Source organism: Lysinibacillus sp. IITD104 (assembly GCF_036698265.2).
GTDB lineage: Bacteria > Bacillota > Bacilli > Bacillales_A > Planococcaceae > Lysinibacillus > Lysinibacillus boronitolerans.
Genome location: NZ_JBAHYH020000001.1, coordinates 1561130 through 1586447 on the forward strand (window position 1 = coordinate 1561130; position 25318 = coordinate 1586447).

A 25318-nucleotide genomic window follows, 5' to 3' on the forward strand; every position below is an offset into this window, starting at 1 on the left:
AGTTTTTATTGTTTCCATTATCATGTATGTCGTAAAGAATGGTACACAACGTAGTAATTAGTAATAATAATGCCCAGTTACTCGTTTTTATTGAGTTTGGCTACTATCAACCAACTGCTTTCTTTTCAGATAATTTACAGTGAATCTTTTCAAAGGTCTCGAATCGCCTGCTTTTAATTAAGTTATCTTTCCTTACTCTTTTTCTTTTTCTATTTTTCTGAATAATAAATAAACTGTTGAAATTATAATATAAAGTATAACAAAATTTAGAAGCACACTATTTTCATTTTTACTGGCTATGTATACGTATAACCCTACTACCACTGCTAAAATTAATGATTTGTATATTGAATTCATATTACTTCCACCTTTTCTTAATACTAGAAATAATTTTATAATACTTTCATATAATTTTATATTAATATCCCTTTTTAATTACAATCTCCCTAATTTTAAAAAAATGAATTATTTGCAAATGCAATTATTCATCCAGATTATTTCTATTACTATGTAGGAGTTTATGACATGACTATTAAATGGCACAGAGAAGAAATACTTTTCGATACTCTATATGAAGCCGATACTTGGGCAGATTCAATAGCAAATGAAATATACGGAAGAATTTATAACGGATATGATACTCCAGATTACAAAATAGCATATTCGCTTGCTTTTAGATTAGCTTCTATGAAAGAGTGTAGGATTTATACAGAAAGTAGTATTGAAGGTAGATATAAAGTTTGGGTCATTTTTGAAATTGAATAGTAAAGACCAAGTGCTCATTTAAAACTGAGTAGCTGGTTTTTGGTAATTCGAGGTTCTTCATTTTCAATTATATAAAAGTAATGGTGTAGAAACTAACGAAGCAACAGTATGTCCTGAGTTTCTCTCACTCTCTCTTACATTACATGGAGCTTTATGGTATATAGGCACCCACTACTTCAAACGTTAGTTTGTCATCAACTATAATATATTTTATATCTATTTCTTTATTAGGCTGGAACGACGGGATGTGTACTATTTGGATAACTGTTTCTACCGCAGCGTATCGCAATTAGGTATGGTCACAGTTAAGTAGAGTTATCAATGCTTAAACGTTTCTATGATAAATTTATTAAATAATAGAACTGTAAGCATGAGTACCTGAGGATTAAAATATTTAGATTATTATTGAGTATAGCCGTCAACTATAAAAGGAATCACTGTTTATACTAATTCCTTTTATAGTTGACCAATTTGTTTGAACCTTATTGAAACAATAGGAAAAACTTTGCTAATAAAAAAATGGGGACTCCTACAATTATTACGCCTGCAAAGAAATAACAAAACAACATAAAAACATCGAAAACCGCACCGGCTAAATCATCAATGAATTTTAACATTTCATTTCCCTCCAAACATAATAAGTATTAGCATTTTTAATCTCTTTATTGCTTATCAATCATCATTGATTTAACGTCTTTTTTAGAGTCTTATTCCACTTAATCGAGAGTCACGTAAATTTTTATTAGAATGATTTTCATCAGATGGTAACGCTTGAAAGCTAAGTGTGTCAACTTTAATGAAGTCACACTGAGTATTCATTGTAATTTGTCATACCCTAACCACGAAGCTTGTGTGTAATTCCTAATAACGACCCTGTAAATCTTTTGCGAAAGTGTTTTATATTGTATGCAAAAAGCATGTTATTGTCTAAAGATTTGTTTTTACATGTGTATTCTGATAGAGCATTTACTTCTAAAATCGAAAGGGTAATGCGCGTTTCCATATCATATGATGATTATTTGCTCCCCAATAGTTTTCAAGTACAAAATCTGGCTGGCCAAATTTTTTCTGCCAGATGACTTGTGCTTGTTTATACCCACTATCTAAACAAAAAGCAGGAACCCTTCGATTTTCTAACGTCATTAGCATTTTCTGTAGTAGCATGGTGCCAATACCGCGATTTTGGTAATCTGGATGAACAAATACGGTACCGATTTCTGGACAATCGAAAAGATTTTCTTTAATCGTCTGTTGAATGATTTCGTTGGCTTCACCATATTCGATAGTGCCTATTATTTCATTTGTTTCTTCGTTCAAAGCTAACCAGAAAAATCTTTTTTCGCCCTGGCTCTCTAAGTCCATTGCTACGTACTGTTTTTTCGTTTCCCATTCATGCTGTTGATCGTCCACTAGCTCGGCAATCCCTTCCTTTGCATAAGTATCCTGAATGACAAGATAAAAGAATTGGTGTAACGCCTGGATGTCCGATTGTTCTGGACGTCTAATAAGTAATTTCATGATTGCTTGCTCCTTATGGTGAACGTCTTCTATTTTTTAATAAAGATTGAGCTCGTTCCACTTCAACATTTAGTAAATCACCCATATCTAGCTGAAGTGCGGACAATCGATCAAGTGCCAGCTGTAACCAATGATCGGAGGCATCATATTTTTCAGCATGCCATAGCATCTCTCCATAACAAATTGCAGCACGAATAAATGTGATATGATCATTCACCAGATCTGCTAAATGGATGGCTTGTTTGAGACATTCTTCCGCCTGTGATACCTTGCCATAATCTAAATACCGAAGTGCTTTCAAAAATTCCGTGTTGGCTTGCTGTATTGTCTGTTCATTCATATGTTGTGACATGACAAATCGCTCCCATCCGTTATTTTTGTTCAATTATGCCTACTACTGGTCTATTTTAATGATTATATCATGTTCCCCTAAATTGGTTAATGATGGGATATGATAAAATACGAAGAAAAACACTTGATAACGAAAAGGAGAGAATTCCATTGAAAGATTTAGAAGAGAAACTCGATGCAATATTACAGCAAATGCGTGATTTTATTGATGAGCTTCAGGAGCGGGGGTCAGCCTATCCAATGTTTTTTTATCATCAACCTGAAGAGGATATTAGTCATTTTGTGGATAGTGGGTGGTTATTGCCAGCGGAGTATGTCTATTTTTTGAGACATTATGTCGTTGAAAGGGTTACATGGGCTACAGGTGATTATATTAATCTAAATATCTATGGCGCAAGAGATTTAATACGTGGGCAGGAGGGCTATAATTATAATCCAGTGACAGATGAGATGATTGAGGATTGGCCACATGATTATTTAGTCATTGCCACAGATGAAGGCGATCCCTATTGTCTGGATCTATCAAGAGGAGATACAGCTATTTTTACTGCTCCTCATGGGACAGGCAGTTGGCATTTTACAATGGCTTACGACAATCTAATTATGTTCCTGGAAAGTGTACTAATTCCATCTAGTTGTGAGGATATGTTGCCTGTAGACATTCCTGTAGCGTACTATGAACTAACGATTACTGGGGAAGGAAAAGAGAAACTAAAGACATTATTGTTGCTAAAAAAAATTCTATCTTATGATTATTCGCAAGCAAGAGAGGCTTTAGAGCAACCCCCACTAGTGATTTATAGGGGAGTTGAAGCTGGTGCCTTAAAGTTAGAGGCCGAGTTACAGCATATCCGTGCAGATTACCAAAAAAGGAAAATTAGCTTAGCTGAATTTATTGGATGAGGGAAATTAACAAGAATCATGGACATTCCTCCTCTCAAATATATTTCACAAGAAAGGAAGAGTATGGATGAAAATTAACAAAGCATTAGCACCACACTATCAATGGGGAGCACAGTGTGATGGCTGGCATCTTGTACAAAATACGGACCTTAGTGTTATACATGAACGTATGCCTGCTCAAACAGCTGAGGTAAATCATTACCACCATCATGCACAGCAGTTTTTCTTTATTCTTTCAGGCACAGCTACAATAGAACTGAATGATCAAAGAATTGAGTTAAAGCAACATGAGGGAATAGAAATTCCTCCAAATTTACCACATCAAATGCGAAACGATTCACAAGAAGATGTAGAATTCCTCGTGATATCACAGCCAAATAGCAAGGGAGACCGAGAGCTACTTTAACTGCACTAAAGTAAACTTCATTCTTTCGCATGAAGCCATTCTTATCAGCTACTTGTATAGTAGGGAGTGTAAAGGGGTGCTTAAAGATGAAGATTACGAAGGTCAAATTATATGTTCACGATGTGCAAAAAATGCAGCAATTTTATGTTGATCTGTTAGGCTTTGCTTTGTTAGAAAGAACTGCTGACCATTTTACAATAGCCATGGGGGAAAGCAGGATGACATTTGAGAAGCTTTCTTCTAAAATCCCAAAGCAATATCATTTTGCATTAAATATTCCTAGTAACCTATTTCAACAGGCAAAGATTTGGGCAAAGGAGCATGTAGGCTTGGTGGATTCAGAGGGGCAGGATGACGTCTATTTTGAATTTTTAAAAGCTTACTCATGTTATTTCTACGATCCTGAAGGCAATATAGTGGAGTTTATTGCCAGACAGGAAATAAATCCAAAACATGCTGACGTTAATTTTTCTGTAGAGCAAGTGTTACATATTGGGGAAATCAATTTAACGTCAGATGACATTCCAACAATTGCTGAAAAGTTAACGAAATTTACTATAAAACCTATGGCAAACAAGGAAATCCAACTAGATGGTCTTAATTTTCTAGGAAACTATGAAGACGGAGCCAATATACTATTAGGGCCTAGTGAACGTCTTTGGTATTTTTCTGATAAAAAAGCGGTAATCAGCCCGATTTGTATTGAAATAGACGAAGCGTTACAATTAAATATGGATGAAAAAGGTCAACTAACCCTTATCCAACTCTAGCATCATAAACTTATTATTTTGTATATTTATTCAATATAAGGAGTGTGTTAGATGTATATAATCAAAGAAACAAATCCGACGATAGAGTCGTATAAAGCATTGCATCAAACAACAGGATGGAATGCAAAAGGACTGTATACGTATGAACAATTATACAAGGCTATTTGTAATAGCTGGTTCAGTACGTCTATTTATGAAGACGACAATCTAATTGGTTATGGACGTATTATTTCTGATGGGATCTATCAAACATTTATCTGTGATGTGATGGTGCACCCGGATTATCAGCGAAAAGGGGTTGGCACAATGGTGATGGATGCTCTTTTAGAGCAATGTCAGAAGGAAAATATAAAATGGGTTCAATTATTTTGTGCTAAAGGTAAACAAACTTTCTATCAGAAGCTTGGATTTAAGGAACGTGAAATAGATGCTCCTGGTATGATGTTGTTTTATACGTAATGAATAAAGGAGCTAGAATCGTTGAAAGCAAAATGCCTGAAAATTTATGAATTTGGAAATCCGCAAGAGGTTGTAAGGCTAGAGAATAAAACCATCGCGCCTCCTCAAGGTCAAGAAATTCTTGTTCGCATGCTAGCCAGACCGATCAATCCTTCAGATTTAATACCAATATGGGGGAAATATGCTCATAGAATCACTTTACCAACTATACCTGGCTATGAGGGTGTAGGAATTATTGAAGAGGTTGGACCGCTTGTTTCACCAAGGCTTATTGGCCAGCGCGTATTACCTTTACGGGGAGAGGGAACTTGGCAGGAAATAGTGAAAACGCAAGCAGATTTTGCAGTGACTATTCCTGACACAATGGATGATTTTACAGCCGCACAAATGTATATTAATCCAATCACAGCTTTCGTAACATGCTCAGAGGTACTTAATTTACAATCAAACGATGTCTTATTAGTAAATGCCTGTGGTTCTGCCATTGGACATCTCTATGCTCAACTTGCGAAATTGCTAGGCTATCAGCTTATTGCAGTGACACGAAGTAATCAGCATACTGAAGAATTACTGCAACTTGGGGCAGCTTTTGTCATTGATACCTCTCAAATGCCACTTTACGAAACCGTTATGGCATTAACAAATGGTAAGGGAGCAGATGCAGCAATTGATTCGATTGGCGGAGAGGCCGGCAATCAGCTTGCCTTCTGCGTAAAGCCCGAGGGTATTTTTTTAGCTATTGGTCTTTTATCGGGTATTCAGGTAAATTGGACAAACATTGTGAAGGAAGCAAAGGTGCAAGCGAGGATCTTTCATTTACGTCATTGGCAACGTCAGACGTCAATTGAAAAATGGCAACAAACGATGCAACAACTTATATACCTTGTACAGGATGGTTCCTTAAAAATGATGAATGTACATGCTCATTTTCCATTATTGGCTATCCATAAGGCAATCGATGCTGTTGAGGGAACGAAAAAAGGAAAAATATTTTTAACGAATGTTGATTAAGGAACATACTACCATCGTAGTTGAGCTACTACGGGTAGTATGTTTTTTTATAGGGACATGAGTGTTTTTAGCTCTGGAGAAAATAGTTCATACATTGTCCTGCTCCAAAAAGTGAGCAAGTCGCTCAAAAGAAGTGAGCCTCCGCCCAGATTAAAGAATTCACTAGCAATAGTAGTAACATATCATTAAAACTAACTAAATTAGTAATTTGAGGTAATAAAGAGGTATGATTAGGCTAGGTGTTTTTAAATAAAGGAGTACAGATGATGAAGAAGATCAATCAACTAAAAAAGTCAATACAACGACTGAGTGAAGCTGATGCAAAGAAGATGCTGCTTTTAACTTTAATAAATGAACAGTCAAGAGACAGCATGTTACAGTTTTTATTACAACAAGCTGAGGAGCGGGATCCTTCAAAGGTACAAACGGTGCATATTGTATTCGGTCATTCACCTGGGGGGAGCTTGAAAGCAGCCTTTCGTAATCCTGACTATGCTAAGTCCGAGGAGATTATTGTTGTGCCAGGTAATTTTTCTGTTGGTCCTTTGAAAGATGTACATACACGGGACGGAATTGAAGCTCGTTTTCAATGGTTGGAACAGCGCTATTTAATAGAAGACGATGGATTGATGATATGTGAGCGGGAGATGAAGGAAGCAATAGAGAAAATTAAAAATATTCCCCCTCATCAGGATATAATCGTTTGGACTTGTCAAAATGCTCATGAGCAAATAGGACTTCGACTCGTTTTGGCGATGCTCAAACAGAAAACAAATGATATCTATGTATTAGACACTTTTCAGTTATTTCATGAGTTATATACTTTACCACAGTTAGCAGAGGATCATTATCCAAGATCGACTGGAGAGGTCAACACAGAGGATTTACTTTACTTTTATGAACATTTCCAAAGATGGCCATTAAAAGAAGCATTGAGGCACTCCCTATGCAAAGAAGGGCTAAATCTGTTAATGGATGATTACGATTGCATACATACATGGAAATATTATGAACTTTGGGGAAATAATAATGAGGATAGAGAGGATGACTTGATCATTACCTGTGCTAAACGTTTACAGGAAGAACAAGAGGAAATTCATTACCAAGTTGCAGCTAGGTTAATTGGAGAGGTACTGGGGCATATGGAAGAATTGAGAGAGGTTGAATGGATTGACTATCGTCTGCGTCAATTAATTCAGCAAGGCATTTTTTCTTATGAAGGTGAGTTAAAGGGAATATTACACTATAAAGTAAAGTTAGCAGATGCAACGAACTATAATCCTTCATGATTTTTATGATATAATTTTTTTGATATAGACGGTTAGAAGGAGTGAGGTCATTGTTAAAAACAGAAGTATTTGAACAATTAAAAACGGCAATGAGAGAAAAAGATACGTTAGCGAAGGGTGTATTATCTCTTTTAAAGTCAGCATTAGATTCAGCTGAAAAAGAAAAGGGAGAGGCTTTAACAGCTGACGAAGAAATAGCTATTATTAATCGAGAGGTCAAACAAACAAATCAGGCTTTAGAAGGTGCACAAACGGCTGGGCGAGCAGACCTGATTGAAAAAGAGGAAGCCAAATTGACACTTTTGAGATCCTTTTTACCAAAGCAATTATCAGAAGAAGAAATTGCAGAGAAATTAGTGGCAGCGGGTGTTGGAAAAGGAATGAACATGGGAGAAGCCATGAAAATTGCAAAACCATTGCTGACAGGTCAGGCTGAAGGTGCCGTTATTTCAAAAGTTGTGAAAAATATTATTGCCTAAACTTTTACCATTTTGGTAGGAGAGTTTTTATGGAAAGAAGAATCCGCTATGCCGAAAATGTGCATAGCGGATTTGTTATTTTTATAACTGGAATTTTTGAATGATATTGCGAAGCTGTTGAGCCATTTCAGCTAAGTTATTAGAAGAGGCTGTTATTTCTTCGATACTTGCGGATTGCTCCTCAGAGGCAGCTGCTACGTTTTGAATATTGCCTGAAGCTTGTACAGCTACAACCCCCACTTGTTCAACAGAACTAGCAATACTGCTAACACCTTCATTGATATTGGACATCACGTTATTGACATGGTCCATTTCTCTCGTCAGTGCAGTGACTTGGGTATAAATTTCAGCAAATGCCTCTCCGGATGCATTGAATGTTGTTGAGCTTTCAGCAAGATTACTGCTACTGATAGCCATTGATTTGACGGCTTGTGCAGATTCTTCTTTAATCGTTTCAATGCGTGTACGAATACTGTTAGTTGCCTCTAAAGATTGATCGGCTAATTTACGGACTTCCTCCGCTACAACTGCAAAGCCTTTACCGTGTTCGCCTGCACGCGCTGCCTCAATCGAAGCATTTAATGCAAGTAAATTCGTTTGATCTGTAATTTGGGTAATCAATGTCACAATATCCCCAATTTCATTTGTGTATGTGCTTAAACGTTCTACTACAGCTGCTGACTCTTGAATAGCCTGAGATGTTACGGCCATTTTTTCAGTAGCATCTTGGATTGTTGTGTTGCCTTTTTCTGATATAGCAGATGCTTGGAATGCCTTATCTGTTACATCGGTTACACTTGTCACTACCTCTGACATTTTGTTAGAGATGGTTGTAATATGACTATCCACTTCTTCAATCGAAGAAGTTTGCTTTTCTGAACCCGCTGCAACCTCTTGCATAGAAGAGGTTATTTGCTGAATGGATGCACTTGTCTGTTCAGAGCTTGCTGTTAATTCCTCCGACATGGCGGCCACTTGTTCAGCATTTTGAGCGATTTGTTTAATTAACGAACGCAAATCTTCCGTCATGTTTTCAATGCCTGATGAAAGCTGGGCAATTTCATTGGAACCTTTTATTTGGAGAGGTTCAACAGCCAAATCTCCCCGTGCAACTTGACCAACATAACGCGTCATTTTTTTAATAGGCTTCGTAATGCCCACACTAATAAAGTAAGCAACGATCACGCCAAAAATAATAAATATAACTGTAAGAATAATACAGATCCATAGTGTTTCCGTTTGTAGTTCAGCGATGAAGGAAGCATCCATATCTAAACCGAAAATAATATCTGTATCTTTAAATGGGATAAAAATGGATTTATGGATACCATATTCATCCTTATAAATATCACTTGTTTGTGTGTTACCACTAGCTACGGCTTCATGCATTTCTTCACTAAATACATAATCTTGCTGATGATTGTCGGTATTACTTAGAGCGACGATATGTTCCTTACCATTTGCTTTAGAAAGGATATAGGCGTTTTCAACATCATATTTTTTAACCGTTGCATTCAATTGATCTAAAAGCTTTTTGTATTTGTCAGGGCTACCATTATCCGCTGCCTTTACATCATTTTTCTCAATATCTTCAAAAATCGTTGTCGATGTAATCTCTAAAGTAGATTCAAATTGTTTAATAACAAAGTTGTCAATAATGCGGTAAGAAACGGCAAATAGCACAATACTAAAGAGCAAGGAAATAATCGCTATTGGAATGGTGAAACTGGCAATATATTTGTAGAGTAAAGAACTCTTAAATTTAGTGACGATACGCAATGTGGGACGCCTCCAGTACTTTAAGCTTTTGCTGTAAGAAATGAATCATATTAGAGATGTGTTCTGTCTCCGTATAAGGTGAGATAGAGAAAAATTTTGCCGCTGCAACTGGTACTTGTTGTGTTGTATCACTAGTACTAACCGTGCAAACACGCGTTGTGTCACCAAAGAATACTTCGTCTCGACCTTCTCCAATAATTTCAAAGAATGAAGCATTGATACCGTTTATGTGTTCTATTTGGTCTTGTGTATAGTGACCAGCTTGTTCAGCTTGCCAATTCATGCCATCTGGATATAAACGAAACGCTGTGACTGGCCCAATATTGGATTCATTAACCACCTGTAGCATTGGCGTTTTCGCAGCTAATTGAGCACGGAATGCTAAGTTTACACGTACATAATTAGCTAATAATTGTTGATAACCTTCCTTACCGAATGCCTGCAATGCAGCAAAAATTGCAATGGAGCTACCCATACGAGAGCATTCTAATGTATAGCCAGTATGATAAGAGCCATAACCACGATTGCCTACATATGGCGTATCAAAGTTCTCAATATCTAGTAGCTGTAAACTTTTACCTTCCTTAATTAAAAATAGACTAGTTAAATAAGGTGTTTGGCCAAGCTTTTGGAAATCAAAGCATAGGCTATCCGCAATGGCTAGATGTTGCATACGTTCACGGATTTGTGCTAATCCCTGTAAAACCTCTGACTCGAATTGGAGTGGGTTTTTATTAAAATCATAATCATTAAAGAAGGCATAAAAACCACCTAAAGCCGAATCAGCATGAATATGTACTGGTTGTAAGTTGTATTTCTTCTCAAGCGTTGTTGTGACTTCTTTGATGGCTTGGACATCATCAATACCAAATTGATCAGTAGCACCTGTTGTCGCTACTACATAAACAGGAATACCGCCATTTTCGATGACGTCTGTCATGCGTGCACGTAAGTCTTCTACATCCATCGAATGATCTTTACCTGCTTTTACACGCACTAAATGTTTACTGCCGATACCCACGGCTTCTACTGATTTTAAAAGACTGTAATGGGCATTCTCTGAAGCAAAGCAATATAAATTAGTAGGAACACCATCTTCTTTTGCTTGAGGGAATTGTTTTGCAATGGCAAGACGAAGTCCACTAAAAACAGCACCTTGTCCACCCCATGTAGTATAGCCAAAACTTTTCGTATAATCATAGCCTACTAATTTAGACATCATTGCTACTACTTTAACCTCACACTCAGCAGCAGCAGGACCATAAACATCCCATAAATTATTGCCATTCAATAGCGCATTTGTAAACTGTCCTAACACTCCAGGAATACTTGCCATCGGTAAAACATTTGTTACAAAGTTACGTGTATGATAAGGGTGTCCTTGCATTAAATGTGTCAATTCTTTTACAACTTGATCGAGTCCGATCCCAGTTGTTGGCACTTGATGCTCTTGCATAAGCTCTTGATAAAAATTAGCAGATCGCTCTTTCATTGGACCAAGAGTTGTCTTATTTGGGTTCTTTAATTCATCTAATGAGGAAACAATTTTCTCTAATAGGGACAAAAAATTCTCTCTTTGTTGGATATTTCCATCTTCGCTTTGGAATAATTGTTGGATATTTTGCATATTCATCATCCTTTTATAGTTCATATTTCCTCTATTTTTACTTTGATAAAAATAGGACATTATACTAAAGGTATAATAGCATATTTTAGCAGAGATGGTGATTATATTTTACTGAAAAAATATTTATAGACATTTCTGAAAAATTAAACATCTAATGGCATTATATAACTGTGATGTTTTAATTAAGGAGTACAGGGGTTTATGCGATGTAGGAAGCAATAATTAGAAGAGTGTGGGGAATTATATAAATTATAATGATGATACTATTAATGAACTGATGCTTTTTAACTATCCTTATCCTATTGTAGGAATCTGCACAAAAGGGAGTGCAGATTCTTAGCGGCGACATGTATTATTCGGAATATTTGAGCAGTTCATCTACCGTGACAAAGGTATAGCCCTCATCCGTAAGGGACTGAAGAATTCCTTCGATTGCCTGTAGTTCATTGTCAGTTTGATCATACATAGGATGCATTAAAATGATGGAGCCTGGTTGAATATTTTCTTTTACATAATTGATTTTATCCGCTGCCTTTGTAAAGAACGTATCAGGCTCTAAATTCCATGTGATGGTCTTACGTTGATGTTTATTTAAGTAATAGGGAAAGCCGATTAGCTTTTTACCATATGGTGGTCTTACAACAGGTATTTCTTGATCCCCCATATCGGCAATAAGGGCATCGGTTTTTTCTATTTCATTTTTAATAAAGGAAGGGCTTTTTAATACCATACGTTGGTGAGAATACGTATGATTACCAATTTGATGTCCGGCTACCACTATTTTTTTAGCCTCTTCAGGATGTTGTTCGATGTCCTGACCAATGAGAAAAAATGTGGCTTTTACTTGGTAGTCATCCAGTAACGATAGGATAGCGCCAGTATTATCAGTTGGTCCGTCATCAAATGTCAATGCCACGACCTTTTCCTGCGTTTCAACCCGAGAGGTAATAGAACCAAACAATTGATAGTCACGTGCATTCATTAATTTATAGGCTGAAAATGCGAATGCAAGAATAAAGAAAAGTCCGATGCCGATATAAGATAGTTTCCTTTTCATTCACTGTCTCCTCTCTTTTTCACCATAAAAGATGTATGGTGTTAATGTATGTTATCTCGAATACAATATCAATGGTGTTACGTTTTGAACGTCAATTATCTGTTTGAATACCAAAAAAATAACCATACTACAGTGGAGGTGAGAATATGTATAAATTATTATCACATAACGATTTAGACGGAGTTGGGTGTGGGATATTAGCCAAGCTTGCTTTTAACGATAAAGTGAAGGTACGCTACAACTCCATTACGGCACTTGATCGTGAAATCGAATTCTTTTTGGAAAACGACCAACAGAAAACATTTTTGTTTATTACGGACCTTTCTCCGAATAAAGAGAATGAAGAAAAGCTTCATGATTATTATCTGGCGACGGGTAATGTGCAATTGCTAGATCATCATAAGACAGCACTCCATTTCAATCAATATGAATGGGGAAAGGTGTTAATTGAGGATGAGCAAGGCTCTTTAACGTCAGCTACATCTCTGTTCTTTCAATACCTAATGACCCATGGACTATTAGAAAAAACAGCCGCCATTTCAGAATTTGTAGAGTTAGTAAGACAATACGATACATGGGAATGGGAAAAGAATGGGAATTTCCAAGCGCAAAGATTAAATGCACTGTTTTTTCTAGTGTCAATTGAAGAGTTTGAAGAGAAAATGCTTGAGCGTTTAAAAACAAGCGATCATTTTGACTTCGATGAATTCGAAAAGAAAATTTTAAGCATGGAAGAAGAAAAAACAGAGCGTTACATTCGGCGTAAGAAACGTGAGCTTATTCAAACAAATTTGGGCGATTTCTATGCTGGGGTTGTCTATGCAGAATCCTATCTTTCTGAGCTTGGCAATGAATTGGGAAAGGAAAATACGCATCTTGATTATATTGCGATGATCAATATGGGCAGTAAAAAAATATCCTTTCGAACAATCCATGATCATATTGATGTGTCAGCTATTGCCGCCAAATATGGTGGAGGTGGTCATCAAAAGGCTGCTGGCTGCTCATTAACGCTGGATGCATACAAGCAGTTTGTAGTGGACACCTTCCATATAGAGCCTATTCCAGAAGATGCAAAAAGAAATCGTTATAACGTAAAGGGGTCTACGTTTGGGACTTTCTATAAAAACCAGCAAGATGAAATGTTTATGCTCTATTCAAACGATAAAGTTGACTGGATAATTGAAAAAAATAACACGCCACTAACACAAATTTTTGCAAGCTTTAATGAAGCGGAATGGTTTTTAAAGCGAAACAATCAAGTGTGGCTAGTCAGAGATGATCTCTTTGTGGACTATTTAATGCGTGAAGTCAATAAAGTTCGTCATCTACATAAAGGGATGTAATATCCTTTTATACATAATGAATCTTCAACATAGAAGGTTATATAATGCATGATTGAGCACTACAATAAATCATAATGATTTTTATAAAAATGAGGTGTACGGTTGTCCAATGATATGATTCGAGTTGTGGATTTGGATAAGGAAAATCGGAAAAGTAAGAAATGGTTTATTGTTGTAATCCTTTTATTAATGATTGCTAGTGGATCGATGCTGTATTTGTGGTGGGATCAGGATGTGAATTTTGAAGCCTATAAAACGGATGTAGGAAAAACAGCTAGCAATAGCTTAGGGCGGTTAACATTAAATGAAGTGATTATAGATGACAATCAAATTTTATTGAATGCAACTTTCGAGCCTGGAAAAGAGTTTAAGCCAGGCCATCAAGTATTTTTCTTTCCGCAAATTCTCGTTAATGGTCAAGATTATATGGTTCGTAATGGAGGACAGTCCATAGCGAAGTCTGCCAACGTTTATACGATATACAATAGCATTAAAATGGATGATTTTCCGTCAGATGAACAATTAGAATTAGATATTCGTTATAAAGATTGGAATGTGGAAACACCAATTGATAAGCCATGGGAATTTCAGGTAGATGCTTCACAAGAGCAATTACAACAAGACCGTGAAACCTTTTCCGTTAATAAAAAAGTGAAGCATGTTGATCAGCAAGAAATAACCATTGACAAAATTGTCTCCACCCCTATTTCGACAACGATTTATTTTCATGCTGAACAAAGTGTGGTCAATGATGCGTTGCACTTCAAAATCCAATCAAAATCAGGACAATCATGGAGCTTTGCAACACCCTATCCATTAAATAAAGAGGGTACAAGGTGGGGGAGCCGTGTAGATGCACTATACCTAACAGAAAGAAATTATACATTAATTCCAATCAATAGTGAGGGCAGTAAAGTAGATTCTGCAATTAAAATAAAGAAAGATTAATAGTGAAGGAAATTTTACAAACTCTTAATCTAAAAAAAATAGCTTTCCGTGTAAGATGAAATAAAAGATATGGAAAGTAGTTGAGAGTTTGAAAAGGCTTTGGGAGATTTTTTTTGTTGCTTTAAAATTGGGCTGTACCTCGTTCGGAGGCCCAACAGCTCATCTAGGTTATTTTCAACAGGAATATGTACAGAAGCGTAAATGGCTTTCTGTACATGATTATGGTCAACTTGTTATGTTAAGTCAGTTTTTGCCTGGACCTGCATCCAGTCAGGTAGGGATGGGGATTGGTTTACTAAGAGGTGGAGTTTTAGGAAGCTTTCTATCATTTCTTGGTTTTACGTTACCATCTGTGCTGATACTTATTCTTTTTGCCTATTTCTCCATGTTTACAGAGCTGAAGATGGATTGGATTCATGGTTTGAAGTTAGTAGCAGTAGCGATTATCGCCCATGCTATTTTGGACATGAGCAAAAAAATACTGTCAACAAAATGGCATTGGTTGATTGCTTTCTTGGCATTGATAACAGTATTGATGTGGATACATCCACTTGCACAAATCGCAGCAATAATAATAGCTGCTTGCTTAGGCTTTCAACTACTAAAAAAAACCGACGAGGGCAATACCTCAAAATTAGTATATATACCGATTTCAAAAACTACTGGCATTGTTTTACTAGCGCTCTTTTTCATGCTACTCCTAGGTTTACCTATATTAAGCGCTTTATGGCATCATGAGTGGTTTTCATTGATGGAGAAGTTTTATCTTGCAGGTGCCTTAGTATTCGGTGGTGGTCACGTTGTCTTACCTTTACTGGAAACACAATTTGTTCAAAGTGGTCAAATAAGTACCTCAGATTTTCTAGCTGGCTATGGTATGACACAGGCAGTTCCGGGTCCTTTATTTACATTTGCTGCATATATCGGTATGGTCATTGCTGGCGTTCCAGGGGCTATTATTGCTACTTTCGCAATCTTTCTACCAGCATTTTTGCTAGTAGTTGGGGCGCTACCATTTTGGATTAGCCTAAGTCGTATTGCCCGTCTGAGAGGTGCGATGGCAGGCGCAAATGCGGCGGTCATTGGTATTCTAGCCGCTGCTTTTATTCATCCAATTGTGACACAAACCATCCTCAGCGCGTTAGATATTTTCATAGTGGCTATCTTTTTATGGTGTTTAATTCGATGGAAAATACAGCCTTATTTATTGGTGCTGTTAGGAATTGCTGTGGGCGTCATTTTTTATACATGAAAAAAATCTGCACTTTCGATTGTTAGATGCTTACTAATAATCGGAGGTGCAGTTTGTTTTGTAATGACAGAATCAATATTAATGAAAAGCACCAATGGGTTTCATAGCGTTCCTTCTAAGGATTCGTTATAATGTAGAAATGGAAAAGACTTAACGCGAAAGAAGGGATTGCTATGGCACGAGGTGTTTACATTCATATTCCTTTCTGTCATCAAATCTGTAATTACTGTGATTTCAATAAATTTTATTTTAAAAATCAACCAGTGGATGAATATATAGAAGCGCTTGGAAAAGAAATGGCCCTGACAACAGAAAAACATCCTGAAAAATTCCGTAACATCGAGACGATTTTTCTTGGTGGCGGAACACCGACAGCTTTATCACCTGAGCAATTGGACAAACTACTAACGTATATTCATACGTATATTCCAATGAAGAGTGTGACAGAATTTACATCAGAGGCAAATCCTGATGAATTGTCTGCTGCGAAATTGCAGGTATTGTTTGACGGTGGTGTTAATCGTTTAAGCATGGGGGTTCAATCTTTTGACCAAGGATTGCTACAGAAGATTGGGCGCACGCATAGCAATGATCATGTCTATGAAACAATCGCCTTGGCTAGAAAAATTGGCTTCTATAATATCAGCATTGATTTAATGTATGGTTTGCCTGGGCAAACGATGGCTCAATGGAAGGATTCATTAGCCAAAGCTTTTACTCTTGATTTGCCACATTTCTCTGCTTATTCTCTTATTGTGGAACCGAAAACGATTTTTTATAATCAGTACGCAAAAGGGAAACTGTATTTACCGACAGAAGATCTAGAAGCGGATATGTATGATGTGCTGATGCAACAAATGGCTTTACAGGGGCTTCAACAATACGAAATTAGTAATTTTGCAAAGCCTGGGTATCATTCAGAGCATAATAAGATTTATTGGGATAATGATGAGTATGCGGGGTTTGGCGCAGGGGCTCATGGGTATTTAGCAGGTATACGCTATTCCAATCATGGTCCATTAAAAAAGTATATGGAAGCTGTTGAGGCAAATGAGCTACCAATTGTCCACGCACATGAAGTAACCCAGGTGGAAAAAAGAGAAGAACAAATGTTTTTAGGGTTAAGAAAAACAGAGGGCGTTATGCACTCTATATATGAAGAGAAATTTAAAACATCTATGTCTGCCCATTATGATGTGGTAATAAAAGATCTTGTGTCAAAGGGGCTTTTAGAACTGGATGAGCTTGGTGTACGCCTGACAAGAAAAGGACGTTTTGTGGGCAATGAAGTATTTCAACAATTTTTGCTAGAAGATTGAGCGATATCGTTGACATAAAATGTGGGATTTGATAACTTAATAATAGTATTAGCACTCCTCTTAGTTGAGTGCTAACAGAGGTGATAATCATGCTAACAAATCGGCAGTTACAGATATTGCAAGTCATTGTAGACGACTTTATTGTGTCTGCTCAGCCGGTAGGTTCTCGCCAAATCTCCAAAAAACAAGGGATTACATTTAGTCCAGCCACTATTCGAAACGAAATGGCGGATTTAGAGGAATTAGGCTTTTTAGAAAAAACGCATACCTCCTCTGGTCGAGTGCCTTCGGAAAAGGGTTACAGATTTTATGTAGATCATTTGTTGAGTCCTCAGGGTATTAATTCCAAGGACATTCAACAAATTCAATCAATTTTTAATGATCGACTAGTAGAAGTAGAGCATATTATCCGAAAGTCAGCCAACATTTTATCAGAGCTGACATCGTATACTTCCATACTTTTAGGACCTGATGTCCAAAGGCATCGTGTTAAACGATTTTCAATTGTCCCCCTTTCTAGCGACACAGCAGTAGCGATTATCGTGACGAATAATGGGCATGTAGAAAATCGCATGTTCAATCTACCACCTGACTTTACCGCTTCTGATTTAGAGAAAATGGTGAATATCTTAAATGAGCGTCTTATTGGTGTTTCATTAGAAGATCTCCATAAAAGCCTTGAAGCTGAAGTGCTAGCCGTGTTACAGCAACATGTTCGATCAGCGGATGATTTTATTCATGCACTTGTCACAGCAACAATGCATAATTCAGAAAGTAAAATATTCTATGGTGGGAAAACGAATATGTTCAACCAACCAGAATTCCATGACTTAAATAAAGTCAGGATGATTTTGGACTTAATGGAGACGACTAGCCAAGTGCAGTCACTTTTCCATCCAAACGAATCAGGTATTCATATTCGGATAGGCTCAGAAAATAAACAACTAGAAATGGAAAATTGCAGTGTCATTACCACTACCTATTCCATTGGTGATGATCAACAGGGAGCCATTGCTATTATTGGTCCTACACGCATGGATTATAAACGTGTTGTGGCTTTATTAGACATAATGCGCTTGGATTTAACACAAGCCTTTATGAAGAATCGTAGTGAATGATAATGAGGAGGATTCAAGTGACGGAAACAACGGAAAACAAAGATTTAGTTCAAGAAGATGTACAAGCTGAAACGGCAACTGAGGAAGTAGAGCAAACAGAGGTTCAGGAAGAAGTAGAGTTAACAATTGAAGAACAGTATGAGGCTAAGCTGGCTGAACTACAGGCAAAGCTAGCTGACGAAGAAAATCGTCACCTACGTTTACGTGCCGACTTCGATAATATGCGCCGTCGTAATCAGTTAGACCGTGAGGCAGCTGAAAAGTACCGCGCACAAAGCTTACTATCTGATTTATTACCAGTCCTTGATAATTTTGAGCGTGCTTTACAAGTAGAGACAACTTCTGAAGAGACTGCATCGATTATTAAAGGAATTGAAATGGTGTATCGCTCTTTAATTGAAGCAACAGAAAAAGAAGGTCTGCAAGTGATTAAAGCTGAAGGTGAGCAATTTGATCCAACGATTCACCAAGCTGTTATGCAAGAACAAGATAGTGAAAAAGAAACGGGTATTGTCTTACGCGAGCTACAAAAAGGGTATATCTTAAAGGATCGTGTATTACGCCCAACAATGGTATCTGTGAACGAATAGTCTTTGCGCTATTTAGTCAATTAAAATTAGTTAGAAAACGCATCCCTTGCGTTGACATAATAGGAGGAAATTTTAATGAGCAAAATTATTGGTATTGACTTAGGAACAACAAACTCTTGCGTTTCTGTACTTGAAGGTGGAGAACCAAAAGTAATTCCAAACCCAGAAGGAAACCGTACAACACCATCTGTTGTTGCCTTTAAAAATGGTGAACGTCAAGTTGGTGAAGTGGCGAAACGTCAATCAGTAACAAATCCTAACACAATCATTTCTATTAAATCAAAAATGGGTACGGCTGAAAAAGTAACAATAGAAGATAAAGACTACACACCACAAGAAGTATCTGCGATGATTCTTCAATACTTAAAAGGCTATGCTGAAGACTACCTAGGAGAAAAAGTGACAAAAGCAGTTATTACAGTTCCTGCTTACTTTAACGATGCACAGCGTCAAGCAACAAAAGATGCTGGTAAAATCGCAGGTCTAGAAGTAGAGCGTATCATCAACGAACCAACTGCTGCAGCTCTTGCTTATGGATTAGATAAACAAGATCAAGATCAAAAAGTATTAGTATTTGACCTTGGAGGCGGTACGTTTGACGTGTCGATCCTTGAGTTAGGTGACGGTGTCTTTGAAGTACTAGCTACAGCTGGTGATAACAAACTAGGTGGAGATGATTTCGATGACGCAGTTATCGAATATCTTGTAGCTGAATTCAAAAAAGAAAATGGCATTGACTTATCAAAAGATAAAATGGCAATGCAACGTTTAAAAGATGCAGCTGAAAAAGCGAAAAAAGATTTATCTGGTGTAACATCAACTCAAATCTCTTTACCATTTATTACAGCTGGCGAAGCAGGACCATTGCACTTAGAAATTTCTTTAACTCGTGCGAAATTTGACGAAATTACTTTACCATTAGTAAATCGTACAGTAGGTCCAGTACGTCAAGCATTATCTGATGCAGGTCTTTCTACTTCTGAAATTGACCAAGTTATTTTAGTTGGTGGTTCAACACGTATTCCAGCGGTACAAGAAGCGGTACGTAAAGAAACGGGGAAAGAGCCTCACCGTGGTGTAAACCCTGACGAAGTTGTTGCAATGGGTGCAGCAGTACAAGGTGGCGTATTAACAGGTGATGTGAAAGATGTTGTATTACTTGACGTAACACCTCTTTCACTTGGTATTGAAACAATGGGTGGCGTGTTCACAAAATTAATCGACCGTAACACGACTATTCCTACTTCAAAATCTCAAGTTTTCTCTACAGCAGCTGATAACCAACCAGCAGTAGATATTCATGTTCTACAAGGTGAGCGTTCAATGGCAGCTGACAATAAAACATTAGGTCGCTTCCAATTAGCGGATATTCCACCAGCACCACGTGGTGTACCTCAAATCGAAGTAACATTCGATATTGATAAAAACGGTATCGTATCTGTAAAAGCAAAAGATCTTGGTACGAACAAAGAGCAAACAATTGTAATTCAATCTGATTCTGGTTTATCAGAGGAAGAAATTGAACGCATGGTAAAAGACGCTGAAGCTAATGCTGAAGCAGATGCTAAACGTAAAGAAGAAGCAGATCTTCGTAACGAAGCAGACCAATTAGTATTCCAAGTGGATAAAACAATTGCTGACCTAGGTGAGCAAATTACAGAAGATGAGAAAAAGTCAGTTGAAGATGCTCGTGATGAATTGAAAAAAGCGCTTGAAGCTGGTGAATTAGAAGGTATTAAAGCAGCTAAAGAAAAATTAGAAGGCGTATTACAGCCACTAGTGATGAAAGTTTATGAACAAGCGGCAGCAGCTGCTCAAGCAGCTCAAGGTGGCGATGCAGGTGCAGACACTGGCGCTGGTAAAAAAGATGACGGTGTTGTAGACGCTGAATTCGAAGAAGTAAAAGACGATAAATAAGAAGTAGCACAGTTAAGTGATAAAGCCAAAGACCGCTTGCGGCTTTGGCTTTTGTCATGATGTGAGGTCACTTCACGTAAATGGCACCATTTATGTGTTAGTTGCATACGTTAGCTGCTAGGAAGTGAGTATCTTCAATCTTATGGAACTTATAGAACCTTTAATCTAAAAAAAGAGGCAGTTTTTTCAACTGCATGTTACAATAGATTTTATGCAAACAGAGCGGAGTGTGAATCATGGAGAAACGCGATTATTACGAGGTGCTTGGTTTAACAAAATCGGCTACAAAAGACGAGATTAAAAAAGCATACCGTAAATTATCAAAACAATATCACCCTGATCTTAATAAAGAGCCGGGTGCAGATGAAAAATTCAAAGAAATCGCTGAAGCATATGAAGTATTAAGTGACGACCAGAAAAAAGCACGCTACGACCAATTTGGTCATGAGGATCCGAATGCTGGTTTTGGTGGTGGCTTTGGAGGAGGCGGCTTTGGCGGCTTCGAGGATATTTTCAGTTCATTCTTTGGCGGTGGTGGTCGCCGTCAAGACCCAAATGCTCCACGTAAAGGGGATGATCTGCAATATCGTATGAACATCCAATTTGAGGAAGCTATTTTTGGGAAAGAAACAGAAATAGAAATCCCAAAAGATGAAACGTGTGAAACATGTCACGGTTCAGGAGCAAAGCCAGGCACGCAACCTGAAACATGTTCAACATGTAAAGGTGCTGGACAAATCAATCAAGCAGTGGATACACCATTTGGTCGTATGATGAATCGTCGTACATGTTCAACATGTCATGGAACAGGTAAAATCATTAAAGAAAAATGTACGACTTGTCGTGGAGAAGGAAAAGTCCAAAAACGTAAGAAAATTAAAGTGACGATTCCAGCAGGTGTGGATGATGGACAACAAATTCGTGTATCTGGTCAAGGTGAGCCAGGTATAAACGGTGGGCCTGCAGGGGATTTATATATTATGTTCCGCGTTCAAGGTCACAAGGATTTCGAACGAGATGGAGACGATATTTACTTCGAGTTGAAATTAACATTCCCTCAAGCTGCACTTGGGGATGAAATTGAAGTACCGACAGTTCATGGGAAAGTAAAATTACGTATTCCAGCTGGAACACAGTCAGGTGCTCAATTCCGTCTAAAAGATAAAGGTGTGAAAAATGTTCATGGTTATGGTATGGGTAATCAGTATGTGACAGTAAAAGTTATGACACCAGAAAAATTAACGGAAAGACAAAAACAATTACTACGAGAATTTGCCGAAATTAGTGGCGATATCCCTGAAGAACAAGGTAGTTCACTATTCGATAAAATTAAGAAAAAATTCCAAGGTGAATAATTAGAGGAGCTGAAGAGCTACGTGAAGTGGTCAGAATTATCCATTCATACAAAAAATGATGCGGTAGAAGCAATTTCGAATATTTTGCATGAAGCAGGTGCAAGTGGTGTTGTCATCGAAGATTCTGCAGAGTTTGCGAAGCCACGTGAAGATCAATATGGTGAAATTTATGCGCTAAATGAAGATGATTTTCCGAAAGATGGCGTGATTATTAAAGCTTATTTATCGGAGTCTAGTTTTTTAAATGAAACAGTCGAAGAAATTAAAGCAGCTATCACAAATTTAACGAACTTTAACATTGATATCGGCGAAAATGTGGTATCCATTGTGGAAGTCAATGAAGAAGATTGGGCAACTGCCTGGAAGCAATACTACCATCCTGTTAAGATTTCTGAACGCTTTACTATCGTACCGACATGGGAGGAATACACACCTGTTTCAACAGATGAACTAATTATCGAATTAGACCCTGGTATGGCATTTGGTACAGGTACCCACCCGACGACGGTGATGTGTTTACAAGGACTTGAAAAGATCATTAAAGAAGGGGATACAGTTGTTGATATTGGTACAGGATCAGGTGTATTGTCTATTGGTGCAGCATTACTTGGTGCCAAAAGTGTGCATGCGCTCGATTTAGATGAGGTTGCTGTACGTTCAGCGCGAGAAAATGTAGCATTAAATAAAGTGGAAGATAAGGTGGCAGTATTCCATGGTAATTTATTGGATACTGTAAAAGAGCCAGCAGATGTGGTAGTCGCTAATATTTTGGCTGAAATCATCATGTCCTTCACAGATGACGCGTATACAATTGTAAAACCAGGTGGATTATATGTCACTTCGGGCATCATCGGTGCAAAACGTGATGATGTTAAAGTAGCACTAGAAGCTTCAGGTTTTGTGATCGAAGAAGTATTATTAATGGAAGATTGGGTAGCCATTATTGCCCGTCGTCCACTATAACATGACTGAGGAAGCGCCAAATCGTGAGCCGTGTGCTTGTGATTTGGCGTTTTCCTTTCTTGCTAGAAAGGACTGTGTGGCATGCAACGTTATTTTATTGAGACAGCTATAGAAAATGCACGTATTAATGGAGAAGATGCACGGCATATTGAACGAGTGATGCGTATGAAGCAAGGCGACAAAATTGTAGTTGTTGCACAAAACACTGCGCATATATGTACAATTGAAGGGTTTGAAGGGGATGAGGTCGTCATTGAAGCGACAGGTCAAACAATCCCCTCTCCAGAGTTACCCATTCAAGTAACAGTAGCCTGTGGTTTACCAAAGGGTGATAAGCTGGAGCTTATTACCCAAAAAGCCACAGAGCTGGGGATGTTTGCTTTATTACCCTTTGAAGCTGAACGCTCCATTGTAAAATGGGACAAGAAAAAAGGGGCAAAAAAGCAAGAAAGATTACAGAAAATTGCTAAGGAAGCTGCGGAACAAGCTCACCGCACACATATTCCAACAGTTTTTGAACCCATCTCATTTAAACAGCTAGTACAACAAATAGATCATTTCGATGCCGTTTTTATTGCTGATGAAGAGGATGCAAAAGCTGAAAAGCGCACAAGGTTTGCGGAGAAGCTAAAAAACGTGTATGATAAGAAGTCGAAATCAATGCTAATTATCTTTGGTCCTGAGGGGGGCATTTCTCGTCAAGAGTCAGAAGCGCTATTACAAGCAGGCGCTCAAACGATGTCATTAGGACCGAGAATTTTACGAGCAGAAACAGCGCCATTATACGCACTGTCTGCCATATCGTATGAATTTGAATAACAGCTATGTATAATTTACTATCAACATAACCTAGAAAAACCACTTAATATTTGAACTGCCCCGTAAAAGCTAGACATCAATCTAACTTTTACGGGGGTTTTTTTACTTAAATCATATTTGAAGGGGGTCTGCGTTAAATCCCTGCTTAAATGGAGTTTTACCCCGTCGTGTAAGGTAACGGGGAAAATCACAACCTCAAACATTCCAAATAAAATAATTAAAAGAACAAGTTCAATGTCCATACATAGATTTAATTGCGACATACTCTAGCGATAGGAGAGCTCACTAATACTATAAATTGAAATGAGGGAATTTTTTGAGTGAACAATTTATTAATCAGATTCAACCTTGTCCAGTAACATCAACTGAACAAATCCCCTTAACGAATGAGATTACACCACTAGTTACTACACCGCTTACGACGCCAACTATTAAAATTCCAGTTGTACTGGCAGAACCAACACTGCAAATCGTTGTCGAGTCTGATATTACACTTAGTCCTGCAGCGACAGAGATTAAACGAGTGAAAAAGAATGTCTTCCTAAATCAAGTGAAATTGGTACCGGTTAGCTTTGCTCGTATTGCTGGCACTGATTTCTTTAGAGTAACACGAGCTAAATTATTTGTAGCAGGACATATTCGGAAAAATATCGAATATGCTTCATCAGCATGTAATGGGGCACTTCAGGATAGAATTGCTGATGTTCCGTTTTCTGGTTTTACAGATCTTATTTTTCCACAAACAGCAGGAGGCGCTACACCAATCTTAGGCATTTCTGAGTTTGCCGAAGCGAACTTCCTTAACGAAAGAACACAAATGGATGCTCGATTAGATAAGGCTTTCTTCCAAAATCTCGTTAAATACAATGAACAACCATTTGGTGAATTAGTAGCAGCCAACTTCTTTGAACTTGATTTTTCACCGATTATGGCAGCTCCAGAAGGGACATTCAGCACATTACGTGAAAAAATTGTCTTAGAACTTACTGTAAAAGTATTGCAAGTTCAACAAATCCGCCTTGGTGCTGGCAGTAGCGTAATAACGCCTGTTCTTTTAGGACTTACACCTCCTACTAGTCCTTGATAAGTGCTAGTTTAGAGTACAGGAGAATATTATAATATACTAACAAAGCTAGTAGTACAGAAGGATATTTTGTTTGTACTACTAATTTTCTTATAGGAGCTGTAAATCTTTAAAAGCATCTTTCAATATTATGAAAAATCAAATACAAGTGAATGATTAGCTTCATACAAGGAAAAAGGGTTGCCTATATAAA

The 25318-nt window shown here is 37.6% G+C and carries 25 protein-coding genes; 19 read left to right on the top strand and 6 right to left on the bottom strand.

Going from position 1 to position 25318, the window contains the following annotated elements:
* The first annotated feature begins 525 nt into the window (after nt 1-525).
* Entirely contained in the window at nt 526-765 is a 240-nt protein-coding gene (locus V1L66_RS07870) for a hypothetical protein (RefSeq protein WP_016992483.1), read from the top strand.
* A gap of 482 nt (nt 766-1247) precedes the next feature.
* Here the strand turns inward: V1L66_RS07870 and V1L66_RS07875 are convergent, their stop codons facing one another.
* The 3 genes from V1L66_RS07875 to V1L66_RS07885 all read right to left on the bottom strand — a co-directional run bounded on the left by V1L66_RS07875 (nt 1248) and on the right by V1L66_RS07885 (nt 2635).
* Complete coding sequence (locus tag V1L66_RS07875; RefSeq protein WP_016992482.1) at nt 1248-1382, bottom strand: hypothetical protein; 135 nt, start codon at nt 1380-1382, stop codon at nt 1248-1250.
* Nucleotides 1383-1737: 355 nt separating this feature from the next.
* A complete protein-coding gene (locus V1L66_RS07880; RefSeq protein ID WP_374116317.1) occupies nt 1738-2283 on the bottom strand; it encodes a GNAT family N-acetyltransferase in 546 nt (181 codons plus the stop codon).
* Nucleotides 2284-2296: 13 nt separating this feature from the next.
* Nucleotides 2297-2635 (bottom strand): hypothetical protein, encoded by a 339-nt coding sequence (locus V1L66_RS07885; protein ID WP_258859825.1) that lies wholly within the window; start codon nt 2633-2635, stop codon nt 2297-2299.
* Between the two features lie 149 nt (nt 2636-2784).
* Between V1L66_RS07885 and V1L66_RS07890 the strand changes: the two genes are divergently transcribed.
* The 7 genes from V1L66_RS07890 (at nt 2785) to V1L66_RS07920 (ending at nt 7951) form a co-directional block, all read left to right on the top strand.
* The gene (locus V1L66_RS07890; protein ID WP_333006748.1) at nt 2785-3537 is read left to right on the top strand and encodes an SMI1/KNR4 family protein; all 753 of its coding nucleotides are present in this window, start codon (nt 2785-2787) and stop codon (nt 3535-3537) included.
* A 67-nt stretch (nt 3538-3604) separates the two neighbouring features.
* Nucleotides 3605-3943: a cupin domain-containing protein gene (locus tag V1L66_RS07895; RefSeq protein ID WP_016992478.1), complete on the top strand. Its 339-nt coding sequence runs from the start codon at nt 3605-3607 to the stop codon at nt 3941-3943.
* Between the two features lie 86 nt (nt 3944-4029).
* The gene (locus V1L66_RS07900) at nt 4030-4713 is read left to right on the top strand and encodes a VOC family protein (RefSeq protein ID WP_333006747.1); all 684 of its coding nucleotides are present in this window, start codon (nt 4030-4032) and stop codon (nt 4711-4713) included.
* Between the two features lie 51 nt (nt 4714-4764).
* A complete protein-coding gene (locus tag V1L66_RS07905) occupies nt 4765-5172 on the top strand; it encodes a GNAT family N-acetyltransferase (protein WP_333006745.1) in 408 nt (135 codons plus the stop codon).
* A gap of 21 nt (nt 5173-5193) precedes the next feature.
* Nucleotides 5194-6183: a zinc-dependent alcohol dehydrogenase family protein gene (locus V1L66_RS07910; protein ID WP_333006743.1), complete on the top strand. Its 990-nt coding sequence runs from the start codon at nt 5194-5196 to the stop codon at nt 6181-6183.
* A gap of 266 nt (nt 6184-6449) precedes the next feature.
* The gene (locus tag V1L66_RS07915) at nt 6450-7472 is read left to right on the top strand and encodes a DUF1835 domain-containing protein (protein ID WP_333006742.1); all 1023 of its coding nucleotides are present in this window, start codon (nt 6450-6452) and stop codon (nt 7470-7472) included.
* Between the two features lie 50 nt (nt 7473-7522).
* Entirely contained in the window at nt 7523-7951 is a 429-nt protein-coding gene (locus tag V1L66_RS07920) for a GatB/YqeY domain-containing protein (protein ID WP_048392170.1), read from the top strand.
* Between the two features lie 81 nt (nt 7952-8032).
* On the opposite strand, the gene V1L66_RS07925 is transcribed toward V1L66_RS07920, so the two are convergent.
* The 3 genes from V1L66_RS07925 to V1L66_RS07935 form a co-directional block, all read right to left on the bottom strand.
* Nucleotides 8033-9730, bottom strand: a complete 1698-nt coding sequence (locus V1L66_RS07925) for a HAMP domain-containing methyl-accepting chemotaxis protein (protein WP_054550088.1) — start codon at nt 9728-9730, stop codon at nt 8033-8035.
* Complete coding sequence (locus V1L66_RS07930; protein ID WP_333006740.1) at nt 9714-11357, bottom strand: pyridoxal-dependent decarboxylase; 1644 nt, start codon at nt 11355-11357, stop codon at nt 9714-9716. The genes V1L66_RS07925 and V1L66_RS07930 overlap by 17 nt, the downstream gene beginning before the upstream one ends.
* 352 nt (nt 11358-11709) lie before the next feature.
* Entirely contained in the window at nt 11710-12414 is a 705-nt protein-coding gene (locus tag V1L66_RS07935) for a polysaccharide deacetylase family protein (protein ID WP_333006739.1), read from the bottom strand.
* Nucleotides 12415-12560: 146 nt separating this feature from the next.
* Here V1L66_RS07935 and V1L66_RS07940 point away from each other — a divergent pair, with 146 nt between their 5' ends.
* The 11 genes from V1L66_RS07940 to V1L66_RS07990 all read left to right on the top strand — a co-directional run bounded on the left by V1L66_RS07940 (nt 12561) and on the right by V1L66_RS07990 (nt 25125).
* Entirely contained in the window at nt 12561-13760 is a 1200-nt protein-coding gene (locus tag V1L66_RS07940) for an oligoribonuclease (protein ID WP_333006738.1), read from the top strand.
* Between the two features lie 102 nt (nt 13761-13862).
* Nucleotides 13863-14708, top strand: a complete 846-nt coding sequence (locus V1L66_RS07945; protein WP_036076286.1) for a DUF4179 domain-containing protein — start codon at nt 13863-13865, stop codon at nt 14706-14708.
* An 88-nt stretch (nt 14709-14796) separates the two neighbouring features.
* Nucleotides 14797-15960, top strand: coding sequence for a chromate efflux transporter (chrA, locus tag V1L66_RS07950; protein WP_333006735.1), 1164 nt, complete (start codon nt 14797-14799; stop codon nt 15958-15960).
* A gap of 173 nt (nt 15961-16133) precedes the next feature.
* Entirely contained in the window at nt 16134-17279 is a 1146-nt protein-coding gene (gene hemW / locus V1L66_RS07955; protein ID WP_016992467.1) for a radical SAM family heme chaperone HemW, read from the top strand.
* A gap of 89 nt (nt 17280-17368) precedes the next feature.
* Entirely contained in the window at nt 17369-18397 is a 1029-nt protein-coding gene (gene hrcA, locus V1L66_RS07960) for a heat-inducible transcriptional repressor HrcA (protein WP_016992466.1), read from the top strand.
* 17 nt (nt 18398-18414) lie between these two features.
* Nucleotides 18415-18987: a nucleotide exchange factor GrpE gene (grpE, locus tag V1L66_RS07965; RefSeq protein ID WP_016992465.1), complete on the top strand. Its 573-nt coding sequence runs from the start codon at nt 18415-18417 to the stop codon at nt 18985-18987.
* A 75-nt stretch (nt 18988-19062) separates the two neighbouring features.
* Nucleotides 19063-20904, top strand: a complete 1842-nt coding sequence (dnaK, locus tag V1L66_RS07970) for a molecular chaperone DnaK (RefSeq protein WP_036076287.1) — start codon at nt 19063-19065, stop codon at nt 20902-20904.
* A 236-nt stretch (nt 20905-21140) separates the two neighbouring features.
* The gene (gene dnaJ, locus V1L66_RS07975; RefSeq protein WP_016995416.1) at nt 21141-22259 is read left to right on the top strand and encodes a molecular chaperone DnaJ; all 1119 of its coding nucleotides are present in this window, start codon (nt 21141-21143) and stop codon (nt 22257-22259) included.
* A 21-nt stretch (nt 22260-22280) separates the two neighbouring features.
* The gene (prmA, locus tag V1L66_RS07980; RefSeq protein ID WP_333006731.1) at nt 22281-23222 is read left to right on the top strand and encodes a 50S ribosomal protein L11 methyltransferase; all 942 of its coding nucleotides are present in this window, start codon (nt 22281-22283) and stop codon (nt 23220-23222) included.
* 81 nt (nt 23223-23303) lie between these two features.
* Nucleotides 23304-24041, top strand: coding sequence for a 16S rRNA (uracil(1498)-N(3))-methyltransferase (locus V1L66_RS07985; protein ID WP_016995414.1), 738 nt, complete (start codon nt 23304-23306; stop codon nt 24039-24041).
* Nucleotides 24042-24357: 316 nt separating this feature from the next.
* Nucleotides 24358-25125 carry a CsxC family protein gene (locus tag V1L66_RS07990; protein ID WP_333006730.1) on the top strand — a complete coding sequence of 256 codons (768 nt, stop codon included), beginning with the start codon at nt 24358-24360 and terminating at the stop codon, nt 25123-25125.
* Nucleotides 25126-25318 lie beyond the last annotated feature (193 nt).